This window comes from Roseovarius sp. MBR-79 (assembly GCF_053628555.1).
The window spans coordinates 1-22,361 of sequence record NZ_JBRJGP010000023.1 but is presented as its reverse complement, the minus strand read 5'-3'; the positions used below and the strand labels follow the sequence as shown (position 1 = coordinate 22,361).

Here is a 22,361-nt window from a genome sequence, read left to right as displayed (position 1 = left end):
TGCATAGCTAATTAATATGGATACAGCGATATTTCAAGCGCCATTCCGACACCGGAGATATAGAGATGTATGACAAGATCCTGCTGTGCTACGATGGCTCACGCGAGGGCCGGCTGGCGCTGCGCGAGGGGGCGCGGCTTGCGCAGATCACGGGAGCAGGGGTGGTCCTGCTGGCTGTGGTCGAGACAGTCGCGGGCAATGCGCTGGCGCAGGGCGCGGATACCAGCGTGCTTGCCCACCAGCAGGCCGATTTCAAGACGATCCTTGACGAGGGCCATCAAAGACTTGCCGCCATGGGGCTGGCACCCGAGATCCGCATGGATGTCGGCGATCCCGTCACGAAAATCACAGATGTCGCGGTCGAATCCGGGGCAGATCTGGTCGTCGTCGGGCATCACCAGCAAAGCCTCTGGACCCGCTGGATGAGCCGGTCAGTGGCTGCCGGACTGAGCGACGCACTGGGATGCAGCCTGCTTCTGGCGCAAAAGGTCGTCAAGGAGTCTGAGCTTTCCGCAAAGGCTGAGAAGAAGTAGCCAAAGGCGGGTACGCCGCGCCCGCCTTGCATTATCCCATGAACTTGCGCAAACGCCGCAACGCCAAAATGAACGGCGGCACGGTATTACCGATCGCCGTTCATGCCGGAACGCAGCAACCGGCAATGACGATTCAGTCGGCCAGGATCAGTTGGCCAGGACGGTTCCGATGCCTCGGAGCGCATTGCCAGCCTGGTTGAAAACGAAGACACCCGCGCGCCGAAAACCTGCGAAGGGATTGTGGGTCGAAATACTCTTCTGCGAGGAAATCAGATCAACATAACGGGTGTGTGTGTCTTCCCCGGCAGGCAAGGCGGTGATGTCCACGATCCGAATCCCGGTGTCAACGGCCAGTTTCTGCACGTTGGGATCGCGCACGTCCAACTGCCCAAGCCGTGTGCGGCCGGCAGCCAACCGCGCCGAAAGCCTCAACGCCCGATCATCAGACGCGGTCAGCACCGTTATCGGGTGGCGCAGTTTTCCAACCGTCGCGATCTGGTTGCGGAACAGGTCGATATCTATATCCGGCGCGGCAAGGATGACCTCGACCCGATCAAGAACATCGCCGCGTCCGGTCAGTTTCAACTGCCGCAGCGCCTCCATCGTAAGCCGCCCGCCCATGGAGTGGCTAAGCACTATCACCGGGTCGTTCCGACTGCGTCCGGCAGTCAGGTCGGACAACAGCGCGACAAAGGCATCGCGTGAATAATCCGCCCCGTCGCGGTCTGCCAGATAGGCGGCGACCTGCCCTTCGGACGGCCATGAGAACAGGACCGGAGTTCCGTCCAGTTGGGCATCCGTCGCCAGTTGGGCCAGCCGATAAAGCGCCTCCTGGTAGCTGGTGTTGTACCCGTGAACATAAAGGCCAATCTGGCCGCGCCCCACCTGCGAAAGGAAGCTGGCGCGCCCCATCCGTTGCTGCTGGCGGGTGATGAAATCGGTTGCCGGGTCTGACTTGCCGAAACTGCTTGGCCATTCGATCTGCCCTGTTTTATGCGCGGGCGGGATCGAGATGTCGAAGGCGCCGTATTGCACCGTGCCCGAGCGATTGGCCCCATACGCCCAGGGGGCGTCCGGATAGGTCGCGCGGGTCGTCACGCTGTGAACCCGCACGACGCGCGCACCCGCAGGTTCCGCCACGATCTGCGGTCGCAACAGGTCGGGCGCGGGCCGCGCTGAACAGGCCGAGAGCAGCATGATCCACATCAGAGAAAATATGACAGCCCGCATCGGATTATCCCAGGAATTTGCGGAAACGCCGCAACGCCAAAGTGAACATCACCGACCCGATCAGCATCAGTGCCACAAGCTGCGGCCAGACCACCGACAGCCCGGCCCCACGGAACAACACCCCCTGTGCCAGCGCGATGAAATGCGTGTTGGGGGCCGCGAGCATGATGTATTGCACGGCTTGGGGCATCGACTCGCGCGGGGTGACGCCGCCCGACAGGATATCGAGCGGCAACAGCACCAGCAAAAGCAGCATGGCAAACTGCGGCATAGAGCCTGCGATGGTGGCCAGCAGGATCCCCATCGAGGTCGTCGCGAAGAGGTGCAACACCGCGCCCACAAGATAGAGCGCAACCGATCCCCCGATCGGGATACCCATCCCCGCCTGAACCACCAGAGTGAGCGAAAGCGCCGTCGCCACCAGCACCACGCTGCCCATGCTGAGCACCTTGCTCGTCATGATCTCGGCGGCGGTCACGGGCATGACCAGCAGATGCTCCAGCGTGCCGTGGTCGCGCTCGCGGATCAAGGCGGCACCCGAAAGGATGATGGACAGCATGGTCACCGTACTGATGACCGAGGTCACCGCCCCGAACCAGGCCGGGTCGAGCGAGGGGTTGAAACGGGCCCGAACGGCCAGGTCAACCGGCATCTCGACCGGGGCGGCATCGCGCGCCAGCCATCCGGTAATCTCCTGATTGACAACGGCGCTGATACTGCCCGCCCCGGTAAAGGCCTGGCTGACCCGCGTCGCATCGACATTGAGTTGCAACTCGGGCCGGTTCCCGGCCAGCAGGTCACGCTGAAACTCGGGCGGGATCACCAGCGAAAAGGTGTCGATCCCGGCATCCATCCGCGCATCCATTTGCGCGATGTCGATCTGGGCGGGCGGCAGGAAATAGGGTGGCAGGAACGCATCGGCCACGCGCCGCGACAGCGGCGAGGCGTCCTCGTCCACGATCCCGATCGTGGCGCGGTTGAGCGATTCGGGAATGGCGGTTGCGCTGACATAAACGTCAAGCGTGAAGGCATAGGCGACCAGCACCATCAGAAGCGGATCGCGCAACAGCCCGCGAATTTCCTTCAGCGACAATTGCAGAACATGCCTGAGCCGCATCGGTTATTTCTCCTGTTTGCGCACGAAGATGGCACCCAGCACCACCACCACGGGCACAAGCGCCAGCATCGGCAGGAAAGACCCGCCCAGATCATCGAACCCCAGTGCCTTGGAAAAGGTCCCGCGCGAGATGGTGACGAAATGACTGGTGGGATAGATTTCACCGATCATCCGACCCAGGCCGTCCATTGACGCAACCGGATCGATGATGCCGCCATATTGCATCGCCGGGATAAGCGTCGCCATGAAGGTGAAGAACAGGGCCGTGACCTGGCTTTGGGTGAAGGCGGAAATAAGCAGGCCCAGCCCGGTGGCCAGCACGACATAGATCAGCGCCCCGAGCGAAAGCGCGAGCAGGCTACCCTTGACCGGCACCCCGAAGACCACCACCGCGAGCGCCAGCAGCAAAAGGTAATTCATGAAACCCAGAACGACATAGGGCACCTGTTTGCCCAGCAGGAATTCCAGCCGTCGCGCCGGGGTGACATAAAGATTGACGATCGAACCCGTTTCCTTTTCGCGGGCCACGGACAGGACGGCCAGCGTGGCTGGGATCAGCATCAGCAACAGCGGGATCATCGCGGGCACCATGGCCGCCAGGCTCTCGACATCGGGGTTGTAGCGGTAGCGCACCTCAAGCGTGAAGTTACCCGCCACCGCTTGATCGCCAAAGACCTGACGCATCTGCTCGGTCAGCCAGTGGGCGTGCATTCCCTGGATATACCCGCGCACCGTATCGGCGCGCATCGGCATGGCCCCGTCGAACCACGCGCCAATGGCGACGGGGCGGCCGCGTTCAAGATCCGCGGCGAACCCCGGCGGAATTTCCAGCGCCAGACTGATTTCACCCGCCCGCATCCGGTAGTCCAGATCGGCATGATCGACCAGCGGCGGTTCCTCGTCAAAGTAACGCGACCCGGCCAAGTCGTTGACATAGGATTGGCTGAGGATGCTCTGATCGAAATCGAGTGCTGCGAATTTGAGGTTTTCGACATCCATGGACACGCCATAGCCCAGCACGATCATCAGGATCACGCTGCCGAGGCTGGCAAGCGTCAGGCGGATCGGATCGCGGCGCAACTCCAGCGACTCGCGCCATGAAAAGCTTAGCAGCCGCGCCAGGCTGAACCCCCCGCGCCGTCGCCGGGCGGAGGTGGCAGGCCCGGCGGAAAGCTCTTCTTTCGTCTCGGGCGCGGGCGGGGTGTCCTGATCCTGCGCGCGTTGCAGATGGTGGACAAAGGCATCGTCCAGCGTCTCTGCGCCGACCTCCTCGCGGATTGCTTCGGGCGTGTCACTGACAAGCACGCGGCCCTGGTGCATCAGCGAAATCCTGTCGCAGCGCGTGGCCTCGGCCATGTAATGGGTGGAGATGAAGATCGTCACGCCATCGTTTCGGGACAGATCTATCAGCGATTGCCAGAAGATATCGCGCGCCACAGGGTCCACCCCCGATGTCGGCTCGTCCAGGATCAGGATTTCGGGGCGATGGATCAGCGCGACCGCCAGCGACAGGCGCTGACGAATACCCAGCGGCAGGCGCATCGGCAGGCTGTCGAGCACGTCTTCAAGATCGAACCGATCAGCGAGTTCCGCGATCCGCGGCACGATCTCTGCGGACGTCATGTCGAAAAGCTGCCCGTGCAGATCAAGGTTCTGCCGCACCGTCAGCTCGGAATAAAGCGAGAAGGATTGCGTCATGTAACCGATGCGCTTGCGGGTGGCCATGTCATGGGCATCGACCTTGCGACCGTAAATCTTCGTAGTGCCGTCACTCGGCTCCAGCAGCCCGGTCAGCGCCTTCATGGTGGTGGTCTTGCCGCATCCGTTGGAGCCCAGAAAGCCGAAGATCTCGCCCCGCTTGATGCGAAAGCTCACCTGGTCCACAGCTGTGAAATCGCCAAAACGCACGGTAAGGTTCTCGGCCTCGATGACGTTTTCCCCGTCGGACGCCGGATCGCGCGGCGGGATGCTCAGGTCTTTGTGGCGGCTGCGGTTTTCCTCGGGCAGAAGTGCGATGAAGGCCGCATCCAGATCAGCGGCACCGGTGCGTTCCAGGATTTCGGCCGGGCTGCCGGTCGCCAGAACCTTGCCCGCGTCCATCGCCACCAGGTGATCGAAGCGCGCGGCCTCTTCCATGTAAGCGCTCGACACCAGCAGGCTCATATGTGGGCGATCAGCGCGGATTCGGTCGATCAGGGCCCAGAATTCGCGCCGCGACAGCGGATCGACGCCGGTGGTCGGCTCATCAAGAACCAGAAGGTCAGGATCGTGGATCAGTGCGCAGCACAGGCCCAGTTTCTGCTTCATCCCGCCCGAGAGCTTGGCCGCCGCGCGGTCGGCAAAAGGGGCAAGCCCGGTCGCCCTGAGCAATTCGTCGATCCGCTGCGCGCGTTCCTGCGCGCCCTCGCCAAAAAGACGTCCGAAAAAATCGACATTTTCGCGAACCGAAAGTGTCGGGTAAAGGTTCCGCCCCAGCCCCTGCGGCATATAGGCAATGCGCGGGGCGATCCGCGCGCGATGCCCGGCGCGCGCCATGTCGCCGCCCAGCACCTCCAGCCGCCCTCCTTGCATCCGCCGCGCCCCGACGATCAGCGCCAGAAGGCTCGATTTTCCCACGCCATCTGGCCCGATGACGCCGACGGAACGCCCTGACGGCAGGTCGATCGACACATTGTCCACGGCCCGGGTCTTGCCATAGCGGAGCGAGAGCCCCTCGGCACGCACCACAGGCCCCGGATCGGTCATTCCAGCACCTGCCCCTGCGCCTCAGCCGGCCAGGGCGCGGTCGGGTCAAGCCGCACCCAGGCGACGCCGGGAAGCCCGGTCTTGACCTGATCGAGGTGCTTTCCCAGCAGCTCCGGCGCGATCCTGGCCCGCACCCTGAACATCAGCTTCTCGCGCTCGATTTCCGTCTCGACCGTCTTGGGCGTGAACTGCGCCACGTCCGACACGAAGGAAACGTGCGCGGGGATGACGATGCCGGGTGCCGCATCCAGCAGCAAACGCACCTCGGTTCCCAGCCCGATACGCCCCGCATCCGCCGTCGGAAGGAAAAACGTCATGTAAACGTCGTTGAGGTCCACCATGTTGACAACGCGCCCGCCGGCACCCACGACTTCGCCCGCACGCGCGACGATATATTGCACCCGTCCGGCACGCGGCGCTTTCAATGTGCTGTCCTCAATCTGCACGTCGATTGCCTCGATCGTCGCCCGGGCCGCGGTCACCGAAGCTTCGGCCCCAATGACCGAGGCTTTCGCCGAAGAGACCCCGGCCCGCGCCGCCGCAAGCGACGCCTCTGCCGAGGCAACCGCCGCCGCGGCGCCAAAGGCATTGGCCCGATCGATCTCGAACTGCCGTTCGGATGTGATGCTGTTCTGCGTCAGAGACTCGGAGCGCTCATACTGGCGCCGCGCGACATCCTCCTCCGCGCGGCGCTGTTCCAGAACGGCCTCGGCCGCGCGCACTTCGGCCGCGCGCTGTTCGACAAGCAGCGTAGCGTTTTCCACGGCGATTTCGGCGCGGCGCAGTTCTGCCACCATCTGGTTGCGATTGGCCTGCAATTGCCGCGTGTCGAGCTCGGCCAGCAGCGCGCCCGCCGCGACGAGTTCCCCTTCGTTCACAAGCACGGTGTCAATCCGCCCGGGCAGCTTGGCCGCAACGTCGATTTCGACCGCTTCGATCCGCCCGTTGCCGCGCGCGAATCCTTCCGCGTCCGTATCGGAGCGGGTGCTTTGCCAGAGCAAAAAGCCGGATACGGCGACAGCGATGACGATCGCGGCTATGATAACGGGGCTGGGTTTTGCCACTGTATACTCGCTTGCTGTGATGATTCGGGCGTCCTTATTGTTCTTGCGACGCGCTTGAACCCTAGATCATCCGCATAGGGCTTCACAACCGGATTGAACGGCGCATCCCGTCACAGAACGACGTTGTCCACCCGTCCGAGCCGACCACTGGCAAAGTCATAGGACAGGCCCAGAAGGCCGAGAACGGTTTCGATTTCTGCTGCGTTTCTGGGCGCATAGACCATGACAGCGGTTGGCGGGATCATGCCCGCCGCGGCCATCGGATGCGGTTCTGCCCAGCCCAGATCAATGATTTTCGGCACTGCGTCCTCGGGCAGCATCATGTGCAGGCTGCCGTCCTGCGGTGGATGGACATGGGCGAATTCCCTGCCGACCATGAACGCCTCACGGCAACCGCATCCGCGCCCGTGTTCGAGGCAGAGCGCCTCTGCGCCCGGCACCGAGATCATCGAGGGCTGGCGGATGACAAAGGGAAAATCAAAGGCCCGTTCCCTGAACGCCCGAACCGTTGCGGCATCCGGGTTCTGGGAAATCTGGGTATGCGGGGCACAAGGCGTGGTCGCAGGCCTAGGCCCCTCGCGCGGCGGTATCTTCAGCACGGTATCGCCTCCGGCAGGTCGTGTTCCTTCATCGCCTTTACCAGGGCGGCGCGCATGGTCGGGACATGGGGAATTTCCCTGCCGGCGATCTTGGCAGGGCTGACCGGCTTGGGTCCGGTGATGTCGGGCATTTTTCGTGGTGCTCCTTTCGTGTCTTTTCAACTCAACCGAACCGAAAGGCGCTTTCGACAGCGCCCATAACGGGGTCTTCTAGCGTCTTGCGCCCAATGTCCGCGCCTGCTGCGCCCGCCACAACGTGCAGCGGGATCAGGTGCTCTTCGCGCGGATGGGCCTCGCGGCCGCCCGGGGCATCGGACCAGCGCGCAAGCCTGCGGTTGCGTTCCTCGGGATCGGGGCAGGTCACGGCCTCGGTCAGCCAGGCATCGAACGCGCCGCCAACGATGTCGTCTCGCGCCCCGCCACGCAGGCTCTGCATCAGCACGGACATGTTGTGATAGGTGTTGCCGCTGCCGAGGATCAGCACGCCCTCGTCGCGCAGGGGGGCCAGGGCACGGCCAAGCGCAATGTGGCGCGCGGGGTCGAGATCGCTGGCAACCGAAAGCTGGACACAGGGAATGTCGGCATCGGGAAAGGCGACCTTGAGCGGCACGAAAACGCCGTGGTCAAACCCGCGCGTGGCATCCTTCGCAGCGGCAAACCCGGCGGCGCGGGTCAGCTCATGCACCCTGTCTGCCAGCGCCAGATCGCCGGGGGCGGGCCACGTTAATTCATAAGTGTGCGGTGGAAAGCCGCGGTAATCGAACAGAAGCGGTGGCGCGGGATTGGTTTGCACGGTGAAGGCGGGTTCCTCCCAGTGGCCCGAAATCACCAGAAGCGCGCGGGGACGTTCGGGCAATGTGGCAGGCAGATCCTCCAGGAATTTCCGGTGCCGGTCCCATTCATCGGGCGGATTCCAGTCCATGAAGAAACACGGGCCGCCGCCATGGGGAATGAACATCGTGGGCATACGGGTCATGTTGCATCATCCTCACCGGTCAGGCCATTCGAGACCTTGCCTTTCGTTGTATGGATAAGGAGTAGTTGAGTTGTGTCGTTATTTAAAGTAGGGACGAAAAAGTAACTATAAAATCGAGCCGATCCCATGCCCAGAACGCCGCCACAATGCCCGATGGATTCGATCCTGCGTCTGCTCATGGGACCGTGGACAACCCACATCATCTGGGTGCTGAGCGATCAGGGGCCACAAAGATTCGGGGTTCTGAAACGCGCCGTGCCGGGAATATCGACCCGAATGCTGACCGAGCGGCTGCGGATGCTTCAGCGCGCCGGGGTCGTCTGGCGCGAACAGGCCGAGACGATCCCGCCTGCGGTCACCTATGGCCTGACGCCGCGCGGCAACGACCTGCGCGGCGTTCTCGACGCAATGGGCGAGATCGCGGAACGATGGAAGACCGAGGGGGTATTTGAAGGTGATGACTTGGGCGGGGCCGCTTCACCAAACTCGCGTTTGTGAGTTAGGCTGCGCCACCCGGCTTCTGCCTGTGAGCGCGGTCAGACAGGTTGCGCCGTGCATTCGATATCACGTTTTGGAATCAGGTGATCGCCATGCGGGAAAGTAAAGTGGCCGATGTGCTGAAAGGAGCCAGAGAGGTATTCCTGAAGTGCGGTTTTGAAGGTGCCAGCGTCGATGCGATTGCCGAAGAAGCCAAGGTGTCGAAGGCAACCCTCTATGCGCATTTTCCAAGCAAGGACAAACTCTTTTTGAGCGTCTTGCAATCCGAGTGCGACAGCCTTTCAGAGGAAATCTGCCGTCCGCTTACAAGCCAGAATGATGCGCGGAGCATGCTGGAAGAACTCTCTCGGCGGATGATCGGGTTGGTCATGGATGATGACTATATGCGCCTCCTGCGCGTTTGCATCGGCGCGGTTTCGGTTCTGCCGGAGGCAGGTGAAATATACATGAACGCAGGCCCGAGGCGTGCCATCAGGATCGTCGCGCAAATACTCAGAAATTTGCATGAGACGAAATCACTGGACGTGAAAAACGTCCAAAACGCCTCTGCTCAATTTATTCATCTCTCTGTATCTGGCGTTATCATGCCGCAATTGCTGGCCGTCGATCAGCCTATCGATGTGTCTGAGCACTCAAGACGGGCGGTTGATGCGTTTTTGGGGGCATATGGCGGACGCGATGCCTCTTGAAGTGGCGTGGTCAATGGATTGCCTTCTCGTACTTCTGCGGGCGCTATCGAGCGCCGTGCCGGATCAGATGAGATTGAATTCTTGACCCGGACCGACCCACAGACTAACTCCCACGCAACATAAACCGACCGGACGGTATAGTTTGAGCAAGCCCATGCCCCCTTCAGAATGCAGAAACGCCTCGCGGAGGATACTTTCAGCGGCGCGTGCGATTGCCACCCGTGAGGGCGCGGGCAGGATCACGATCGAGGCGGTCGCGAAGGAGGCCGGCCTGAGCAAGGGCGGCTTGCTTTACAATTACCCGACCAAGAAAGCGCTGCTGTCTGGCTTGTTGGCGCAGATGCTGGCCGGGCACCGCGAATTGCTCGAGAGCGTGCCCGAGCGGCACCCCGCACGCACGCTCCGGGGCCATCTCGAAACGGTTCTACAGTCGGAAGAGGTGGATGGTGACCTGTCGATGGCGATCCTCGCGACCGCTGCATCAGATCCGCAACTGCTCGATCCGCTGCGGGCGGAATTGACCGACGACCTCGGGCGTATCCTGTCCGATACACAAGACGCGCCGGGTGCCATGGTGGCCTTTTGGGCAATCCAGGGGCTGCGTTTCCAGAAGCTGTTGAAGCTACCGGATGGCGGTGCGGACACCAGAGAACGCGTCATCGAACGATTGAGGGCCCTGATCGATGATCTCAAGTAAAAAAGACAAAAGCTGGAAGGGGATCGCTGCGGTTATTGCTGTGGCGGGGGCGGCACTCCTGATGGTGTCCTTTCTTCCTGTGTCCTTGGGCGAAGTGCTGGCCCAGACAGGCCAGGAGTCGACTGAACCTGGTGCCGAAACAAGCCAGGCGGGCGCGTCCGACAAGGAGGTCGTGGTCGAGGTGACCCGAGCAACGCGCCGGACCGTTACGCGCGGTCGCACCGTTGCCGGACGGGTCGTGCCGGCCCGCACCGTGGACATCGCGTTTCAGGTGTCCGGACAGGTCCTGCGCCTTGAGGTGGAACCGGGTGACAAGATCAGCAAGGGCGATCTGATCGCGGCGCTCGATCCGGTCGATTTCGAACTCGCCGTGGATCGGGCGCGGGCGGCCTTCGTCCTTGCTGAGTCCGAGATCAACCGCGCAGCGAGTCTTGCCGAACGGGGCGTTGCTGCGGAATCCCGGCTTGAAACCGCCCGCGCCGAATACGCGCAGGCGGAAGTTGCGCTGCGCGAGGCCGAGCGACGCCTCTCCCAGACGCAGATCGTCGCGCCTTTCGACGCGATCGTGGCACGCACATTCATAGAAGATTATGTCAACGTCACCTCGGCGGCATCGGTGGCACGTCTTCAGGACGTCAGCGAGTTAAGGATCCTGATTTCTCTGCCGGAAGAACTGGCGGCCGTCGCACGAAGCGCGCCCGACGCTTTCGATCTCGTGGCGAGTTTTCCGGCGGTGCCTGGCTACACGGCACCGCTCGTGCTTCGGTCCTTTGCAACCGATGCGAACAGCACGGCGCAGACCTATGATGTGGAATTCGCAATCACGGGCGATGTCGATTCGCGTCTTCTGCCCGGGATGACGGCCAGGGTGCGTCTTTCAAACGCAGCCGCCGAAGCCAGTGCGCAGTCCGTCATGGTCCCGGTTTCGGCGATCGATACCTCAAGCCGAACCGAGCCTTCAGTCTGGATCTACGACGAACAGTCGGGACAGGTCACACGCCAGACGATCCGCTTGGGGCTGCCCGTCGATAACGAGATCGTGGTTCTCGAAGGTCTGGAGGGCGATGAATTGATCGTTTCCGGCGGGTGGTGGCGACTTCGGGACAATCAGACCGTGACGGTTTCGGGGCTCTGATCCCGCCCCCTTGACAGGACACGAACAGATCCATGGCATTCAGCATTTCAGGCGCAAGCATCCAGCGGCCCGTCGCGGTCTGGCTCCTCATTCTCTTTTGCCTTCTTGGCGGGTATTGGGGACTGAACACGGTGGGCCGCCTTGAAGACCCGAGTTTCACGCTCAAGACCGCACTCGTCTTTGTGCCGTATCCCGGCGCGACAGCAGTCGAGGTCGAGGAAGAGGTCTCTGACGTCATCGAAAACGCGCTGCAGCAGATGAAGCAGCTTGACCGGGTCGAATCCAAGTCGATGCCGGGCATGGCGCAAATCACCGTGGAGATCGAGGGCACATATGGCCCGGATGAGATTCCGCAAGTCTGGGACGAGATGCGCCTGCGCATCCGCGACGTGGAGGGGGAGCTTCCCGAAGGCGCGCGCGCGCCCATCGTCAACGACGATTTCGGCGACGTTTACGGCATGTTCTACGCGGTGAAAACCGAAGGTCTGAGCCCGCGCGAAGAGCGGGATCTGGCCACGAAATTGCGGCTGGGCCTAGTGACCGTGGACGGTGTCGCCAAGGTCGAGGTTCAGGGCCTCACCGAAGAGGTGATCACGATCTCGATTCCATCCGCGCGCCTGACAGAGCTGGGCCTTCCGCCCAACCAGGTTCTGAGCGTGCTGAACGACGAGAACCTCGTCTTCGATAATGGCGAGATCACCGAGGGGCCGGCCCGGATAGGACTGTCCGTGCCGCCAGGTTATGTGACCCCCGAAGGGATCGAGGAGTTGCGGCTTGGCGCGGCCGGAGAGGTCGGGCAGGTCGCGATCCATGATATTGCCCGCGTCGCCCGCGACGAGGCGGAACAGCCCAGTCAGATCATCCGGCAGAACGGCACCGCGGCCTTCACCCTCGGGGTGTCGGCGCTGACAAACCGAAACGTGGTCGAGGTTGGCGCGGCGGCTGCCGCTCGGCTTGAGAAGTTGAAGGCTGAGTTGCCCGAAGGTGTCGAGATCACGCCGATCTACGAACAGCACGTCGTCGTTGATCAGGCCGTCTCCAGCTTTCTTCTGAGCCTTGCGATGTCGGTTGCCATCGTTGTCGGGGCGCTTATACTGACAATGGGCTGGCGCGCGGGTCTCGTGGTGGGCGCGACCCTCGGGCTTACGGTTTTCGTGACACTGTTCTTCATGTCGGTGTTCGGGATCGCAATGGAGCGGATCAGCCTTGGCGCCCTGATCATTGCGATGGGGATGCTGGTGGACAACGCCATCGTGATCACCGAAGGGATGGTAATCGGCATGGCGCGCGGAAAGAGTGCGGAAAAAGCCGCCGCCGAGACCGAAAGTTCCACGTCCATTCCGCTGCTTGGGGCCACCGTGATCGGGATCATGGCATTTTCCGGGATCGGCCTGTCGCCGGATGCCACGGGGGAGTTCCTGTTCTCGCTTTTCGCGGTGATCACCATCTCGCTGCTGATGAGCTGGATTCTGGCCGTCACGGTCACGCCCTATCTCGGCAAGCTGCTGCTCAAGGCCCCAAAAAACACCTCGGACGATCCCTACAAGGGCGCGTTCTACGGGATCTATCGCGGGATGCTCTGGCTCGTGCTGCGCGCCCGTGTGCTGGTTGTGCTTATAATCGTGGGAATCACAGTTGTGTCGGTGATGGCCTTCGGGCAGGTCAAGCAGGCCTTTTTCCCGGCGTCAAATACCCCGCTCTTCTATGTCGAATTCCAGATGCCGCAAGGCACTGACATCAACGTCACCGACCGTGAAATGCGGCGACTTGAACAGATGTTCCTGGCCGAGGAGGGCGTGACGGATGTGACGACCCTGGTGGGACGTGGCGCAAGCCGCTTCATGCTGACCTACAGCCCGGAGCAGGCGGATGCCAGCTATGGCCAGCTGATCGTCCGGGTGGCCGACGCCGAGGCGATCCCGGCCATGGCCAATCGGTTGAACCGCGATCTGCCCGCCGCATTTCCCAACGCGCTTGTCCGGGTCGAAGAACTCGTTTTCGGCCCGCCCTCCGGTGCCGATGTGGCGGTCCGCTTCTCCGGTGCCGATCCGGTCATTCTGCGCCAACTCGCCGATGATGCAACCCGGATATACGCGGCCGCAGGCACAATCACCAATTCACGCACCAATTGGCGGCAGCGCGAGATCCTGATCGAGCCGATCGTTGACGAGTCGCGGATGCGGCTGGCCGGGACCTCGCGCAGCGCGATCTCCGATACCGTCCGCTACGGAACCTCGGGCTTGCGAGTCGGTGAATTGCGCGAAGGCGACGAGGTCATCCCGATCCACCTGCGGCTGCCTGCGAACGAACGCGACGGAATCGACCGCGTTCGTGACCTGTCGGCCTGGTCCGATGGAGCTGGCGCCTACGTTCCCATGGCCAACCTTGTGGAACGGTTCGAGCCGCGCCTCGTGGAGGCGCTCATTCACCGGCGCAACCGTGAACGCACCATCACCGCCCTTGGCGGCGCACGGGGGGATCTCACGGCGGATGAGGCCTTCAAAAGCGTGCGCACCGAGATCGAGGCCCTCCCGCCTCCCGAGGGCTACAGCATGGAATGGGGCGGGCAGTATGAAAGCTCCACCGACGCCCAGACCAGCCTTGGCAAGCAGCTTCCCCTCAGCTTTCTTGTCATGCTGACGATCTCGATCCTGATGTTCAACAAGGTTCGCCAGCCGCTCATCCTGTGGCTTGTCGTGCCGATGTCAGTGACAGGCATGGTGCTCGGGCTGCTCTTCACAGGCCTGCCTTTCACTTTCACGGCCCTGCTCGGCTTTTTGTCGCTTTCGGGGATGCTGATGAAGAACGCGATCGTTCTGGTCGAAGAGATCGACGTGCAGCGCGCGGACGGTGTGCCGGATTACAAGGCGGTAATCGACGGCTCTGTCAGCCGTCTGCGCCCTGTCGTGCTGGCCGCCGGCACAACGATCTTCGGCATGATCCCGCTCCTGCCGGACGCCTTCTTTGCGTCGATGGCGGTCACGATCATGGGTGGCCTCGCCTTTGCCTCGGTACTGACCCTTGTCGCCGTGCCGGTGCTGTACGCACTCCTTTTCCGTATCCGTCCACCAAAAGACGAAAGCGCCGACTCGAAAACCGGGACAGCCTCTGGCTGAAGTGATTCACGCTTCAAGTGGGTAGAACCGCCCCTTGAACAAAATGCGCTTGTAGCTTAACGCCAGCTTCTAAATCGTGGCGAAGGCGGGCGATCTTTTCCTTAGACCATCAACATTTCGTGCTTGTTCGAAGGTCAGCTGCGCCCGGAAAAGAGAATGTCGCCGCAAAGCGGTCCGTTCGCAGTATACGCAAAAGGCCCACCAGGGATGGCGGGCCTTCCGGTTGATCTCGGTGTATCAGTTGGCGCAGGCGCGGATGGCTTCGATGTCCGGCCCATTAGGCGACCGACCCAGATTGAAGGGGGCGGACGCATCGCGCCATTTGGCGTAATCGGCCAGATATTCGAGCTGGCTGAGATAGACCTTGGCCGAGGCGGGGTTTTCGCAGGCGGTCTCGATGATCACCTCATTGGCGAGTTCCTGCACACGCGCCAAAGTCTCGTCGTCGTAGCGGGTGATCTCGATGCCAGCGTCCTTGAACTGCTGATAGGCCTCGGTGGCGCGCTTTTCGGTAAAGGAAAGCGACCAGATCAGATTGGCCTGAGCCGCGATTTTCAGATCCTCCTGCGTTTCAGGCGAGAGCGCATCCCACGAGGCCTTGTTGATCATCACGCCAAAGACCGAAGCCGACTGATGCCAGCCCGGAGTGGCCCAGAACTTGGTCACCTGATGGAAGCCGCCGGAAAAATCGACATTGGGGGTCGAGAATTCTGCGCCGTCGATCACGCCGCGTTCCAGCGACTGATAGATTTCGCCACCGGCCATGGAGACCTGATTGCCGCCGAGTTTTTCGAGCAGGCGACCCTGTTCCAGACCGGACAGGCGCAGGCGTTTGCCTTGCAGATCTTCAAGGGTCACGATGGCCTCATTGGTACGGAAACCGGATTCGTTGTTGGTCACGCCGTAGGGCAGGTAGACCATGCCGAATTTGCCGTAGATCTCGTTATAGAGATCGGCACCGCCCCATTGTTCGATCCAGTTGACGTAGTCGATGGCGTTGAAGAGGCTGGCAGTGGTTGCCAAGGGGGAGAACGCCGAATCGCGGCCTGCCCAATAGCCCGGCCAATCCCCGCCTGCCTGAATGGTGCCGGATTCCACCGCACCAAACACTTCGCCTGCGGGCACGAGCGCACCGCCCTCGAAAAATTCGATGGTCAGGGCATCGCCGGTCAGCTTGTTGGCGAGGTCGACGAAATGCTTGTCGATCTCGATCAGCTCCAGAGAGCTGGGCCATGTGGTTGTCATGGTCCAGCTTTCCTGCGCGGCAGATTGCGTCGCAATCCCTGCTGCCAGGGCGAGGCCGGTCACGAGAGAAGTCTTCTTCAGCATGGGTAGTCTCCTTGTTTTACTTGGTGTAGAGCGTCTCTGGCAGCCAAGTGACCAGTTGCGGAAAGATGGCTACGCCGAGGCACATGATCAGGATGAGACCAATGAAGGGTAACACCCCGATGATGATCTGTGAGGTTTTGACCGACTTGGGCGCGATGGCGCGCAGATAGAACAAGGCATAGCCAAAAGGCGGCGTCAGAAACGAGGTCTGCAACACCACCGACATGAGAACAACAAACCACAAGAGGCTGACATCCATCTCTTGCACGATGGGCAGAAAGATCGGGAAGGAAAGCAAGACAATCCCCGTCCAATCGAGGAAAGCGCCCAAAATGAACACGATGAACAGCATCATCGTAATGAGCATCCACGGCTCCATATCCATGCCCCGGATGATTTCCTGAGTGGCACGCAACCCGCCGGTGATGTTGAACACGCCGGTAAAGGCGGTCGCCCCGATCACGATGAAGAGGATCATCGCTGAGGTGCGCCCGGTCTCCAGCATTGCGCCGTAGAAGCTGGTCAATCTGAACTTGCCGCGAAAGATCACGATCAGCAGCGCCAGCGCGGCCCCGATGGCAGAGGCCTCTGTTGCCGTGGCAATGCCCGCCAGGAGCGAGCCGAGGATGCCGAGGATCAGCACCAGGGGCGGTACGGCCTCAATCGCCAGCATCTTGAGCAGGGCGCTGCGGCTGACCTTTTCGTCCGGCTCAACGGCGGGGGCCATATCGGGGCGCACGAAGGCCACGATCACAACCCAGACGGCGTAGAGCAGTCCGAGCAATATGCCGGGGATCATTGCACCGGCAAACAGTTCGCCCACCGAGAGCGGTGAGTAGCTGGCCATCAGGATGAGCATGATCGAGGGCGGAATGAGAATGCCGAGGCAGCCCGAGGCCGCGATGACGCCGGTGGTGAGCGTCGGGCTATAGCCATATTGCAGCATCGGGCGCAGGGCCATGACGCCCATCACGGTGATCGAGGCGCCGATGATGCCGGTGGTCGCCGCCAAGAGGATCGAGATGAACACGACCGCCAGTGCCAGACCGCCGCGCACATTGGACATCATCAGCCGGAGGGATTCGAACATTCGGTCGGTGACGCCGCTGTCCGAGAGAAACCGGGCCATCAGCACGAACAGTGGAATGGCAATCAGCGTGAAATTATCCAGCACATCGCCGAAGATGCGATTGATGACGATGCCCAGCACCATCGGCTTGCCCGCGATCAGCGCACCCAGAACGGCGGTGCCGCCCAGCACAAAGGCCAGCGGATGGCCCATGAAGAGGCCAAGCAGCAGCAGGCCGAACATGCACAGGGCGATGACTTCAGGCGTCACTGCGCACCTCCTGACGATTTAATACGAGTTTCAGAACCTCTGCGATCCCCTGCAACAAGAGCAGGGCCGCCGCCGCAGCCATCGCCATCTTGAGCGGATAGACGGGCAATTGCACCGAGCCATAGGTGGTTTCACCCTGCGCATAGGACCGCATCGCAAATTCATAGGAGCGGGTCGTGAACACCCAGGCGAAGGGAAAGAAGAAGATCAGATAGCCCAGAGCATCGACAATACGGGCCGGGGTCTCGGACAGATTGGCGGTCAGCAGATCCACCCGCACATGCGCCTGATGCCGCAGCGCATAGCCGCCGAGCAGCACAAAGTAGAAGCCGAACATCTGCTTTGTGACATCAAACGCCCAGCGAGTCGGATCGTTGAGCACGTAACGCATGAATACGTCATAGATGATGAATGCCGCGAACACGATCGCCACCACAGAGACGATTCTGCCGATGGTTTCGTTAAGCCCGTCAATGGCGCGAATGATCATGATTTCCTCCGCCAGTATGCGTCGGCATACTATCCCGACACGGGCAGGATACAAGGCGAGGAATTGAGAAGAAGAACTATTTTAGCCCGGATAATTCACGAGAAGGCGGCGGAGGTATCGTAACCATCTGAAATGCTGTATGTTTTGGGTGCTACCGCCAAACATGCAGCTTTTGAGAGGACGACCCCCGCCATGGTCCAATCTACGTGCTCCACGCCCCGCCTGTCACCCCTCAATGGCAAGCCGATCCTGCTTGGATTTGACGGCGCAGACATGAGCTCCGACGCAGGGCTGACGCTGCTGCGCGAGATCGAGCGCGAGGCGGGTCTGGCGCAGCGGCTTGCAGATTGCCTGTGCGATCCGCGCGATCCGGCAAAAGTTCAGCATAGCCTGTGCGACATCATCCGTTTCCGGATCATGATGATCGCAGCTGGGTATAAAGACGGCAATGACGCGAACGCCTTGCGGCACGATCCCAGCTTCAGGATTGCACTGGAGCGCGGCCCGGAAACCGGGGCGGCATTATGTTCGCAGCCGACGATTCCACGCATGGAAAACCTGCCCGATACTCGCGCGCTGATCCACATGGGTCGCGAGATGGTCCGGTTCTACTGTCAGTCCTTTGCGCGCGCTCCAGGCCGGATCGTGCTCGATATAGATGATACCTTTGATGCGGTGAATGGCCACCAGCACCTGCGCCTGTTCAATGCGTTCTACGACGAGTTCGGCTTCCAGCCGATCGTCGTGTTCGACGGTGAAGGCCGGCTCGTGGGGATACTGTTGCGCCCGGCCCGCCGGCCCAAGGGAGCCGAGAGCGCGGCCCATATCCGCCGGTTGATCCGGCAGATTGCCAGGCATTGGCCCGAGACGGAAATCCTGCTGCGGGCGGACGGCCATTACTGCACCCCGGAGGTTCTGGACCTGTGTGACAGGCTCGGGCTGAGCTATGTCTTCGGTCTGTCAAAGAACGGCCGTCTGGCGCAAAACATCTCGGCTATGGAGGCATCGACGGCAGCGCGCTACACACGCACCCCTGGTCAGAAACTGCGCCGGTTCAAGACCTTTTCCTACGCGGCCCGGTCGTGGTCGAAACCGCGCCGCGTGATAGCCCGCGTCGAGGTTGGCCCAATGGGGCGCGATACCCGCTACATCGTCACCAATCTCGAGGGCGGTCGCGGCAAGCATCTCTACGAGAAGTTCTATTCCGCACGCGGTCAGGCGGAAAACCACATCAAGGCATGGAAGACCCATCTCCCATCAGACCGAACATCATGCTCGAAGGCGAACGCCAACCAGATGCGTCTGATGCTGCACAGTTGCGCCTACTGGCTCTGGTGGAAATTGCGCGCCGCCTGTCCAAGGAGATCCCCATGGCGCCGCGCCCAATTCGACACCCTGCGGCTGCATCTCGTCAAGCTGGCTGCAACCATCGTCGAGAAGAAGACCCGGATCAGCATCACACTGCCGACATCATGTCCGCGACAGGGTCTCCTCCATCTTCTCTTCGACGCGCTCGCCCCACCGAAAGCAGCCTGACGCGAGCGGCCCGACAACCCCGAAACATCAATCCATATTACCCAACAACCACGTCAACGACCGGCCAGCAAACCGGACGCAAACATCGGATGCGCGCGACAGACCCGAGATCCGTGAAACCGGCCCCGGGAACACATTAATGCAGCTTCATGAATTATCCGGGTTAGGATTGCAGAAAGACACGGTAACTACTCACGGTTTGTTCAGCCGGTGAGCGGCACTCGTCTGGCTTGACTTATAATCAGATGCAATCAATTTTACCTTTTGGCCACGAGCTTCCTTTTCCCGTGCCCCAGTAGTGCGCGCTGCCGCAAGCTTCAAAAATAGAGCAAGCCGGTCTTTTGCTGAGACATGAATGGAGATAACTGCGGTCGCGTCAGCTTCTTCCGAAATTGATCTCTTCCGTCCGGACGGCACCATGAATCTGGAAAACATTCTTTGTCAGATCGACACCAATCATCATATCCTCCATCTCGCTGTCCTCCTCTTTGCGTGGCTTTAAACACCACGAGCTTGGCACATTGCGATGCCGTCTCGGGAGGGCGGCAACCACTCCATCTGTAGTATTACTCCGGCACAGGGATGAAAGAACGGTCTTGCGTTCGAAGAGACCAAAAACTAACAATTGTTAGAACTGGAGGTCGCTGATCGAATGACAACCCCACTTCATCAATTGAAAATCATCGAGCTTGGTCACGTCATAGCCGGGCCTCTTTCATCAGCTCTGCTCTCCGATTTCGGGGCAGATGTAACAAAGATCGAGGCAGTCAACCGGACCGATATGATGCGCGACCTCGGACCCAAGGCAGAGGATGGGGTGGGCGTTTGGTGGAAGACGCTGGGCCGCAACAAGAAAACCCTGAGCCTGAACTGGAAATCGGACGAAGGCCGGGACATCTTGCGCAGGCTGGTTGAAGGTGCGGATGTACTTGTCGAAAATTTCCGGCCCGGTGTGCTTGAACGTGCGAGTGTCGGGCCGGAGACCCTGCACGAGTGGAACCCGAATCTGATAATCCTGCGTGTGTCTGGTTACGGACAGGACGGCCCGATGCGGGACGTGCCCGCTTTCGGGCGCGCGGCAGAGGCGATGAGTGGTCTCGCCCATCTGACTGGTTTTGCGGATGGGCCGCCGATGCACCCCGGATTTCCGGCAGCCGACAGCACGACAGGGCTGATGGGCGCTTTGGGTATCATGATCGCGCTGTTTGCCCGCGAAAAGGGGATTGCGCGCGGTCAGGTCGTCGATCTTGCGGTGTTCGAGGCATTGCTTCGGTTGATGGACTATCCTGTTCCCGCCTTGACGGGTGCGAAGCTCTCACCAGGACGCAATGGCTTGCGCCAACCGATGGACTTTGCGCCGGGGGGCATGTTCCGCACGTGCGATGGGGTGTGGCTGACCGTTTCCGCAGGCAGCGCAGAAACGGCGCAGCGGCTGCTGCGGGCGGTCGGCGGAGACGCTCTGGCCGATGATCCACGGTTCGCGACCCTAGACCTGATGTCACGGCATATGGTTGTGGTTTTTGATGCCATCAATGATTACGTCACACAGCGCACGCTTGCCGAGGTCGAGGCGGAATTCGCCCGCCATGATGCGGTCGCCTCGCGGGTTCTAAGCGTCGAAGAGATCACGACGCATGAGCAGATACGCCATCGCGGAGACATCGTATCGGTCGACGGAGAGCAGACGCAGGTCGTCGGGCCTATTCCGCATTTGAGCGCCACACCAGGTGAGGTTCGATGGTTGGGACGCCCGCCGGGGGCGGACACCCGCAACATACTGCGCGATATGGGTTTTGAAGATGCAAGGATCACGGCCCTTTGCGAGGCGGGTATTGTGGATTTGGACGGGAAGAGAACCACACCGTGACCTTTCGAATGACAGATGAACAGAAAGAAATCCGCGAACAGATCCTGCGGATTTGCGCGCGGTTCGATGATGACTACTGGTTGGAGCGGGATCGCAACGGTGGTTTTCCCTATGAGCTGCACAGGGCGATGGCCGATGGCGGGTGGCTTGGCATTGCCATGCCCGAAGCGGTCGGTGGTGCCGGTCTGGGGATTACCGAAGCGACCATCATGATGCAGGCGATCGCGGAGTCGGGGGCTGGCGCGAGCGGAGCCTCGGCTATCCACATGAACATATTCGGCCTCAATCCGGTGGTGAAGTTCGGGACAGAAGAACAGCGCGCGCGTATGCTGCCCCCCCTGATCGCCGGTGATGAAAAGGCCTGTTTCGCTGTGACAGAACCGACGACGGGCCTAGATACCACGAAGTTGAAAACCATGGCGATGCGACAGGGCGGCAGGTATGTCGTGCACGGGCAGAAGGTCTGGATTTCCACCGCGCAGGTGGCCCACAAGATGCTGCTTCTGGCCCGGACGACACGGATTGAGGATCTGACTGATCCGACTGAAGGGCTGAGTCTCTTCTATACCGATCTCAACCGCAATTTCGTGGATGTGCGCGAAATTGAGAAGATGGGGCGCAAAGCGGTCGACTCGAACGAGGTGTTCATCGATGGGTTGCCAATTCCGGCCGAAGACCTGATCGGCGAAGAGGGCAAGGGGTTCCGGCAGATCCTGCACGGGCTTAACCCCGAACGCATTCTTGTGGCCGGCGAATGCATTGGTATTGCGCGCAATGCTTTGGTGCGGGCAGCGAAATATGCCAGGGAGCGTGTGGTTTTTGGGAGGCCGGTCGGCCAGAATCAGGGTGTTCAGCATCCACTGGCGCAGGCCTGGGCACGGGTGGAAGCGGCCAATCTCATGGTGATGCATGCCGCCGCCCTCTACGATTCGGGAGAGGCGTGCGGAGTGGAGGCCAACGCCGCCAAGCTATTGGCCGCAGATGCCGCAGTTGAAGCGACCGAAGCAGCGCAGATTACATTTGGCGGGTTTGGATACGCCAAGGAATATCATGTGGAGCGTCTGGTAAGGGAGGCGCTTCTGTTTCGCCTCGTGCCCGTGACACCACAGATGCTTTTATCTTTCATCGCTGAAAAAGCACTCGGGCTTCCAAAGTCTTACTGACTAAAAGTAATGGGCTGGACGATGGCTCATTCTTGTCTTGATTACTTTTCTAACGCCCGTTAGATTATCTCCAACTAACCCGAATGGGACACAGGGAGGAGGCGTCATGTATAAGACGCAATACGGGTCTTCGCGAGGAGCCCTAGCTGTCACATCCCGGAAGGTAGTATGGCTTCTTCCTGAACAACTGCGGCTTGAGTTTGTGCCAGTCCTTCATCGCCTGCAAGGGCGACCTGCT

At 61.0% G+C, this 22,361-nt stretch carries 19 protein-coding genes; 9 read left to right on the top strand and 10 right to left on the bottom strand.

The features are described 5' to 3' along the window. The first annotated feature begins 65 nt into the window (after window positions 1-65). Window positions 66-533 (top strand): universal stress protein, encoded by a 468-nt coding sequence (locus tag ACSSV8_RS17400; protein WP_009820035.1) that lies wholly within the window; start codon window positions 66-68, stop codon window positions 531-533. 147 nt (window positions 534-680) lie between these two features. On the opposite strand, the gene ACSSV8_RS17395 is transcribed toward ACSSV8_RS17400, so the two are convergent. The 7 genes from ACSSV8_RS17395 to ACSSV8_RS17365 form a co-directional block, all read right to left on the bottom strand. Then, the gene (locus ACSSV8_RS17395; RefSeq protein ID WP_454283291.1) at window positions 681-1,568 is read right to left on the bottom strand and encodes an alpha/beta hydrolase; all 888 of its coding nucleotides are present in this window, start codon (window positions 1,566-1,568) and stop codon (window positions 681-683) included. A gap of 199 nt (window positions 1,569-1,767) precedes the next feature. Continuing rightward, on the bottom strand, window positions 1,768-2,880 hold the full coding sequence (locus tag ACSSV8_RS17390) for an ABC transporter permease (RefSeq protein ID WP_454283290.1): 1,113 nt from the start codon (window positions 2,878-2,880) through the stop codon (window positions 1,768-1,770). A 3-nt stretch (window positions 2,881-2,883) separates the two neighbouring features. After that, window positions 2,884-5,625 (bottom strand): ribosome-associated ATPase/putative transporter RbbA, encoded by a 2,742-nt coding sequence (gene rbbA / locus ACSSV8_RS17385; RefSeq protein WP_454283289.1) that lies wholly within the window; start codon window positions 5,623-5,625, stop codon window positions 2,884-2,886. After that, entirely contained in the window at window positions 5,622-6,689 is a 1,068-nt protein-coding gene (locus ACSSV8_RS17380; protein WP_254699913.1) for an HlyD family secretion protein, read from the bottom strand. The genes rbbA and ACSSV8_RS17380 overlap by 4 nt, the downstream gene beginning before the upstream one ends. A gap of 110 nt (window positions 6,690-6,799) precedes the next feature. Next, window positions 6,800-7,288: a luciferase domain-containing protein gene (locus tag ACSSV8_RS17375; protein ID WP_036050122.1), complete on the bottom strand. Its 489-nt coding sequence runs from the start codon at window positions 7,286-7,288 to the stop codon at window positions 6,800-6,802. Further along, window positions 7,282-7,419 (bottom strand): hypothetical protein, encoded by a 138-nt coding sequence (locus tag ACSSV8_RS17370; protein ID WP_009820029.1) that lies wholly within the window; start codon window positions 7,417-7,419, stop codon window positions 7,282-7,284. Before ACSSV8_RS17370 ends, ACSSV8_RS17375 begins: the two co-directional genes overlap by 7 nt. A 32-nt stretch (window positions 7,420-7,451) precedes the next feature. Further along, the gene (locus ACSSV8_RS17365) at window positions 7,452-8,264 is read right to left on the bottom strand and encodes a DODA-type extradiol aromatic ring-opening family dioxygenase (RefSeq protein ID WP_027263659.1); all 813 of its coding nucleotides are present in this window, start codon (window positions 8,262-8,264) and stop codon (window positions 7,452-7,454) included. Window positions 8,265-8,390: 126 nt separating this feature from the next. On the opposite strand from ACSSV8_RS17365, the gene ACSSV8_RS17360 reads away from it, so the two are divergent. From ACSSV8_RS17360 to ACSSV8_RS17340, 5 genes are all read left to right on the top strand, one after another. Continuing rightward, entirely contained in the window at window positions 8,391-8,762 is a 372-nt protein-coding gene (locus ACSSV8_RS17360) for a winged helix-turn-helix transcriptional regulator (protein ID WP_074920833.1), read from the top strand. A 107-nt stretch (window positions 8,763-8,869) separates the two neighbouring features. Beyond that, window positions 8,870-9,451, top strand: coding sequence for a TetR/AcrR family transcriptional regulator (locus ACSSV8_RS17355; protein ID WP_296637830.1), 582 nt, complete (start codon window positions 8,870-8,872; stop codon window positions 9,449-9,451). Window positions 9,452-9,593: 142 nt separating this feature from the next. Beyond that, window positions 9,594-10,148 (top strand): TetR/AcrR family transcriptional regulator, encoded by a 555-nt coding sequence (locus ACSSV8_RS17350; protein WP_245601476.1) that lies wholly within the window; start codon window positions 9,594-9,596, stop codon window positions 10,146-10,148. Further along, window positions 10,135-11,283 carry an efflux RND transporter periplasmic adaptor subunit gene (locus ACSSV8_RS17345; RefSeq protein WP_027263662.1) on the top strand — a complete coding sequence of 383 codons (1,149 nt, stop codon included), beginning with the start codon at window positions 10,135-10,137 and terminating at the stop codon, window positions 11,281-11,283. The genes ACSSV8_RS17350 and ACSSV8_RS17345 overlap by 14 nt, the downstream gene beginning before the upstream one ends. A 32-nt stretch (window positions 11,284-11,315) precedes the next feature. After that, window positions 11,316-14,399: an efflux RND transporter permease subunit gene (locus ACSSV8_RS17340; RefSeq protein ID WP_027263663.1), complete on the top strand. Its 3,084-nt coding sequence runs from the start codon at window positions 11,316-11,318 to the stop codon at window positions 14,397-14,399. Window positions 14,400-14,636: 237 nt separating this feature from the next. Here the strand turns inward: ACSSV8_RS17340 and dctP are convergent, their stop codons facing one another. Genes dctP through ACSSV8_RS17325 form a run of 3 tightly spaced genes read right to left on the bottom strand, consistent with a single transcriptional unit; the run spans window position 14,637 to window position 17,557 of the window. Then, window positions 14,637-15,728 carry a TRAP transporter substrate-binding protein DctP gene (gene dctP, locus ACSSV8_RS17335; protein ID WP_009820022.1) on the bottom strand — a complete coding sequence of 364 codons (1,092 nt, stop codon included), beginning with the start codon at window positions 15,726-15,728 and terminating at the stop codon, window positions 14,637-14,639. A 16-nt stretch (window positions 15,729-15,744) separates the two neighbouring features. Then, window positions 15,745-17,067 carry a TRAP transporter large permease gene (locus ACSSV8_RS17330; RefSeq protein WP_454283288.1) on the bottom strand — a complete coding sequence of 441 codons (1,323 nt, stop codon included), beginning with the start codon at window positions 17,065-17,067 and terminating at the stop codon, window positions 15,745-15,747. Beyond that, on the bottom strand, window positions 17,057-17,557 hold the full coding sequence (locus ACSSV8_RS17325) for a TRAP transporter small permease subunit (RefSeq protein WP_009820020.1): 501 nt from the start codon (window positions 17,555-17,557) through the stop codon (window positions 17,057-17,059). Before ACSSV8_RS17325 ends, ACSSV8_RS17330 begins: the two co-directional genes overlap by 11 nt. A gap of 192 nt (window positions 17,558-17,749) precedes the next feature. Here ACSSV8_RS17325 and ACSSV8_RS17320 point away from each other — a divergent pair, with 192 nt between their 5' ends. The 3 genes from ACSSV8_RS17320 to ACSSV8_RS17310 all read left to right on the top strand — a co-directional run bounded on the left by ACSSV8_RS17320 (window position 17,750) and on the right by ACSSV8_RS17310 (window position 22,123). Continuing rightward, window positions 17,750-19,093, top strand: a complete 1,344-nt coding sequence (locus tag ACSSV8_RS17320) for an IS1380-like element ISRssp8 family transposase (protein ID WP_454283297.1) — start codon at window positions 17,750-17,752, stop codon at window positions 19,091-19,093. A 652-nt stretch (window positions 19,094-19,745) separates the two neighbouring features. Further along, window positions 19,746-20,960 (top strand): CaiB/BaiF CoA transferase family protein, encoded by a 1,215-nt coding sequence (locus ACSSV8_RS17315; RefSeq protein WP_009820017.1) that lies wholly within the window; start codon window positions 19,746-19,748, stop codon window positions 20,958-20,960. A gap of 8 nt (window positions 20,961-20,968) precedes the next feature. After that, window positions 20,969-22,123, top strand: coding sequence for an acyl-CoA dehydrogenase family protein (locus ACSSV8_RS17310; RefSeq protein ID WP_009820016.1), 1,155 nt, complete (start codon window positions 20,969-20,971; stop codon window positions 22,121-22,123). Window positions 22,124-22,361 lie beyond the last annotated feature (238 nt).

Coding starts and splice junctions, on each gene's coding strand:
- ACSSV8_RS17400 (WP_009820035.1), top strand. CDS start 66: ATGTATGACAAGATCCTGCTGTGCTACGATGGCTCACGCGAGGGCCGG.
- ACSSV8_RS17310 (WP_009820016.1), top strand. CDS start 20,969: ATGACAGATGAACAGAAAGAAATCCGCGAACAGATCCTGCGGATTTGC.
- ACSSV8_RS17340 (WP_027263663.1), top strand. CDS start 11,316: ATGGCATTCAGCATTTCAGGCGCAAGCATCCAGCGGCCCGTCGCGGTC.
- ACSSV8_RS17365 (WP_027263659.1), bottom strand. CDS start 8,264: ATGACCCGTATGCCCACGATGTTCATTCCCCATGGCGGCGGCCCGTGT.
- ACSSV8_RS17390 (WP_454283290.1), bottom strand. CDS start 2,880: ATGCGGCTCAGGCATGTTCTGCAATTGTCGCTGAAGGAAATTCGCGGG.
- ACSSV8_RS17345 (WP_027263662.1), top strand. CDS start 10,135: ATGATCTCAAGTAAAAAAGACAAAAGCTGGAAGGGGATCGCTGCGGTT.
- dctP (WP_009820022.1), bottom strand. CDS start 15,728: ATGCTGAAGAAGACTTCTCTCGTGACCGGCCTCGCCCTGGCAGCAGGG.
- ACSSV8_RS17320 (WP_454283297.1), top strand. CDS start 17,750: ATGGTCCAATCTACGTGCTCCACGCCCCGCCTGTCACCCCTCAATGGC.
- rbbA (WP_454283289.1), bottom strand. CDS start 5,625: ATGACCGATCCGGGGCCTGTGGTGCGTGCCGAGGGGCTCTCGCTCCGC.
- ACSSV8_RS17370 (WP_009820029.1), bottom strand. CDS start 7,419: ATGCCCGACATCACCGGACCCAAGCCGGTCAGCCCTGCCAAGATCGCC.
- ACSSV8_RS17315 (WP_009820017.1), top strand. CDS start 19,746: ATGACAACCCCACTTCATCAATTGAAAATCATCGAGCTTGGTCACGTC.
- ACSSV8_RS17325 (WP_009820020.1), bottom strand. CDS start 17,557: ATGATCATTCGCGCCATTGACGGGCTTAACGAAACCATCGGCAGAATC.
- ACSSV8_RS17360 (WP_074920833.1), top strand. CDS start 8,391: ATGCCCAGAACGCCGCCACAATGCCCGATGGATTCGATCCTGCGTCTG.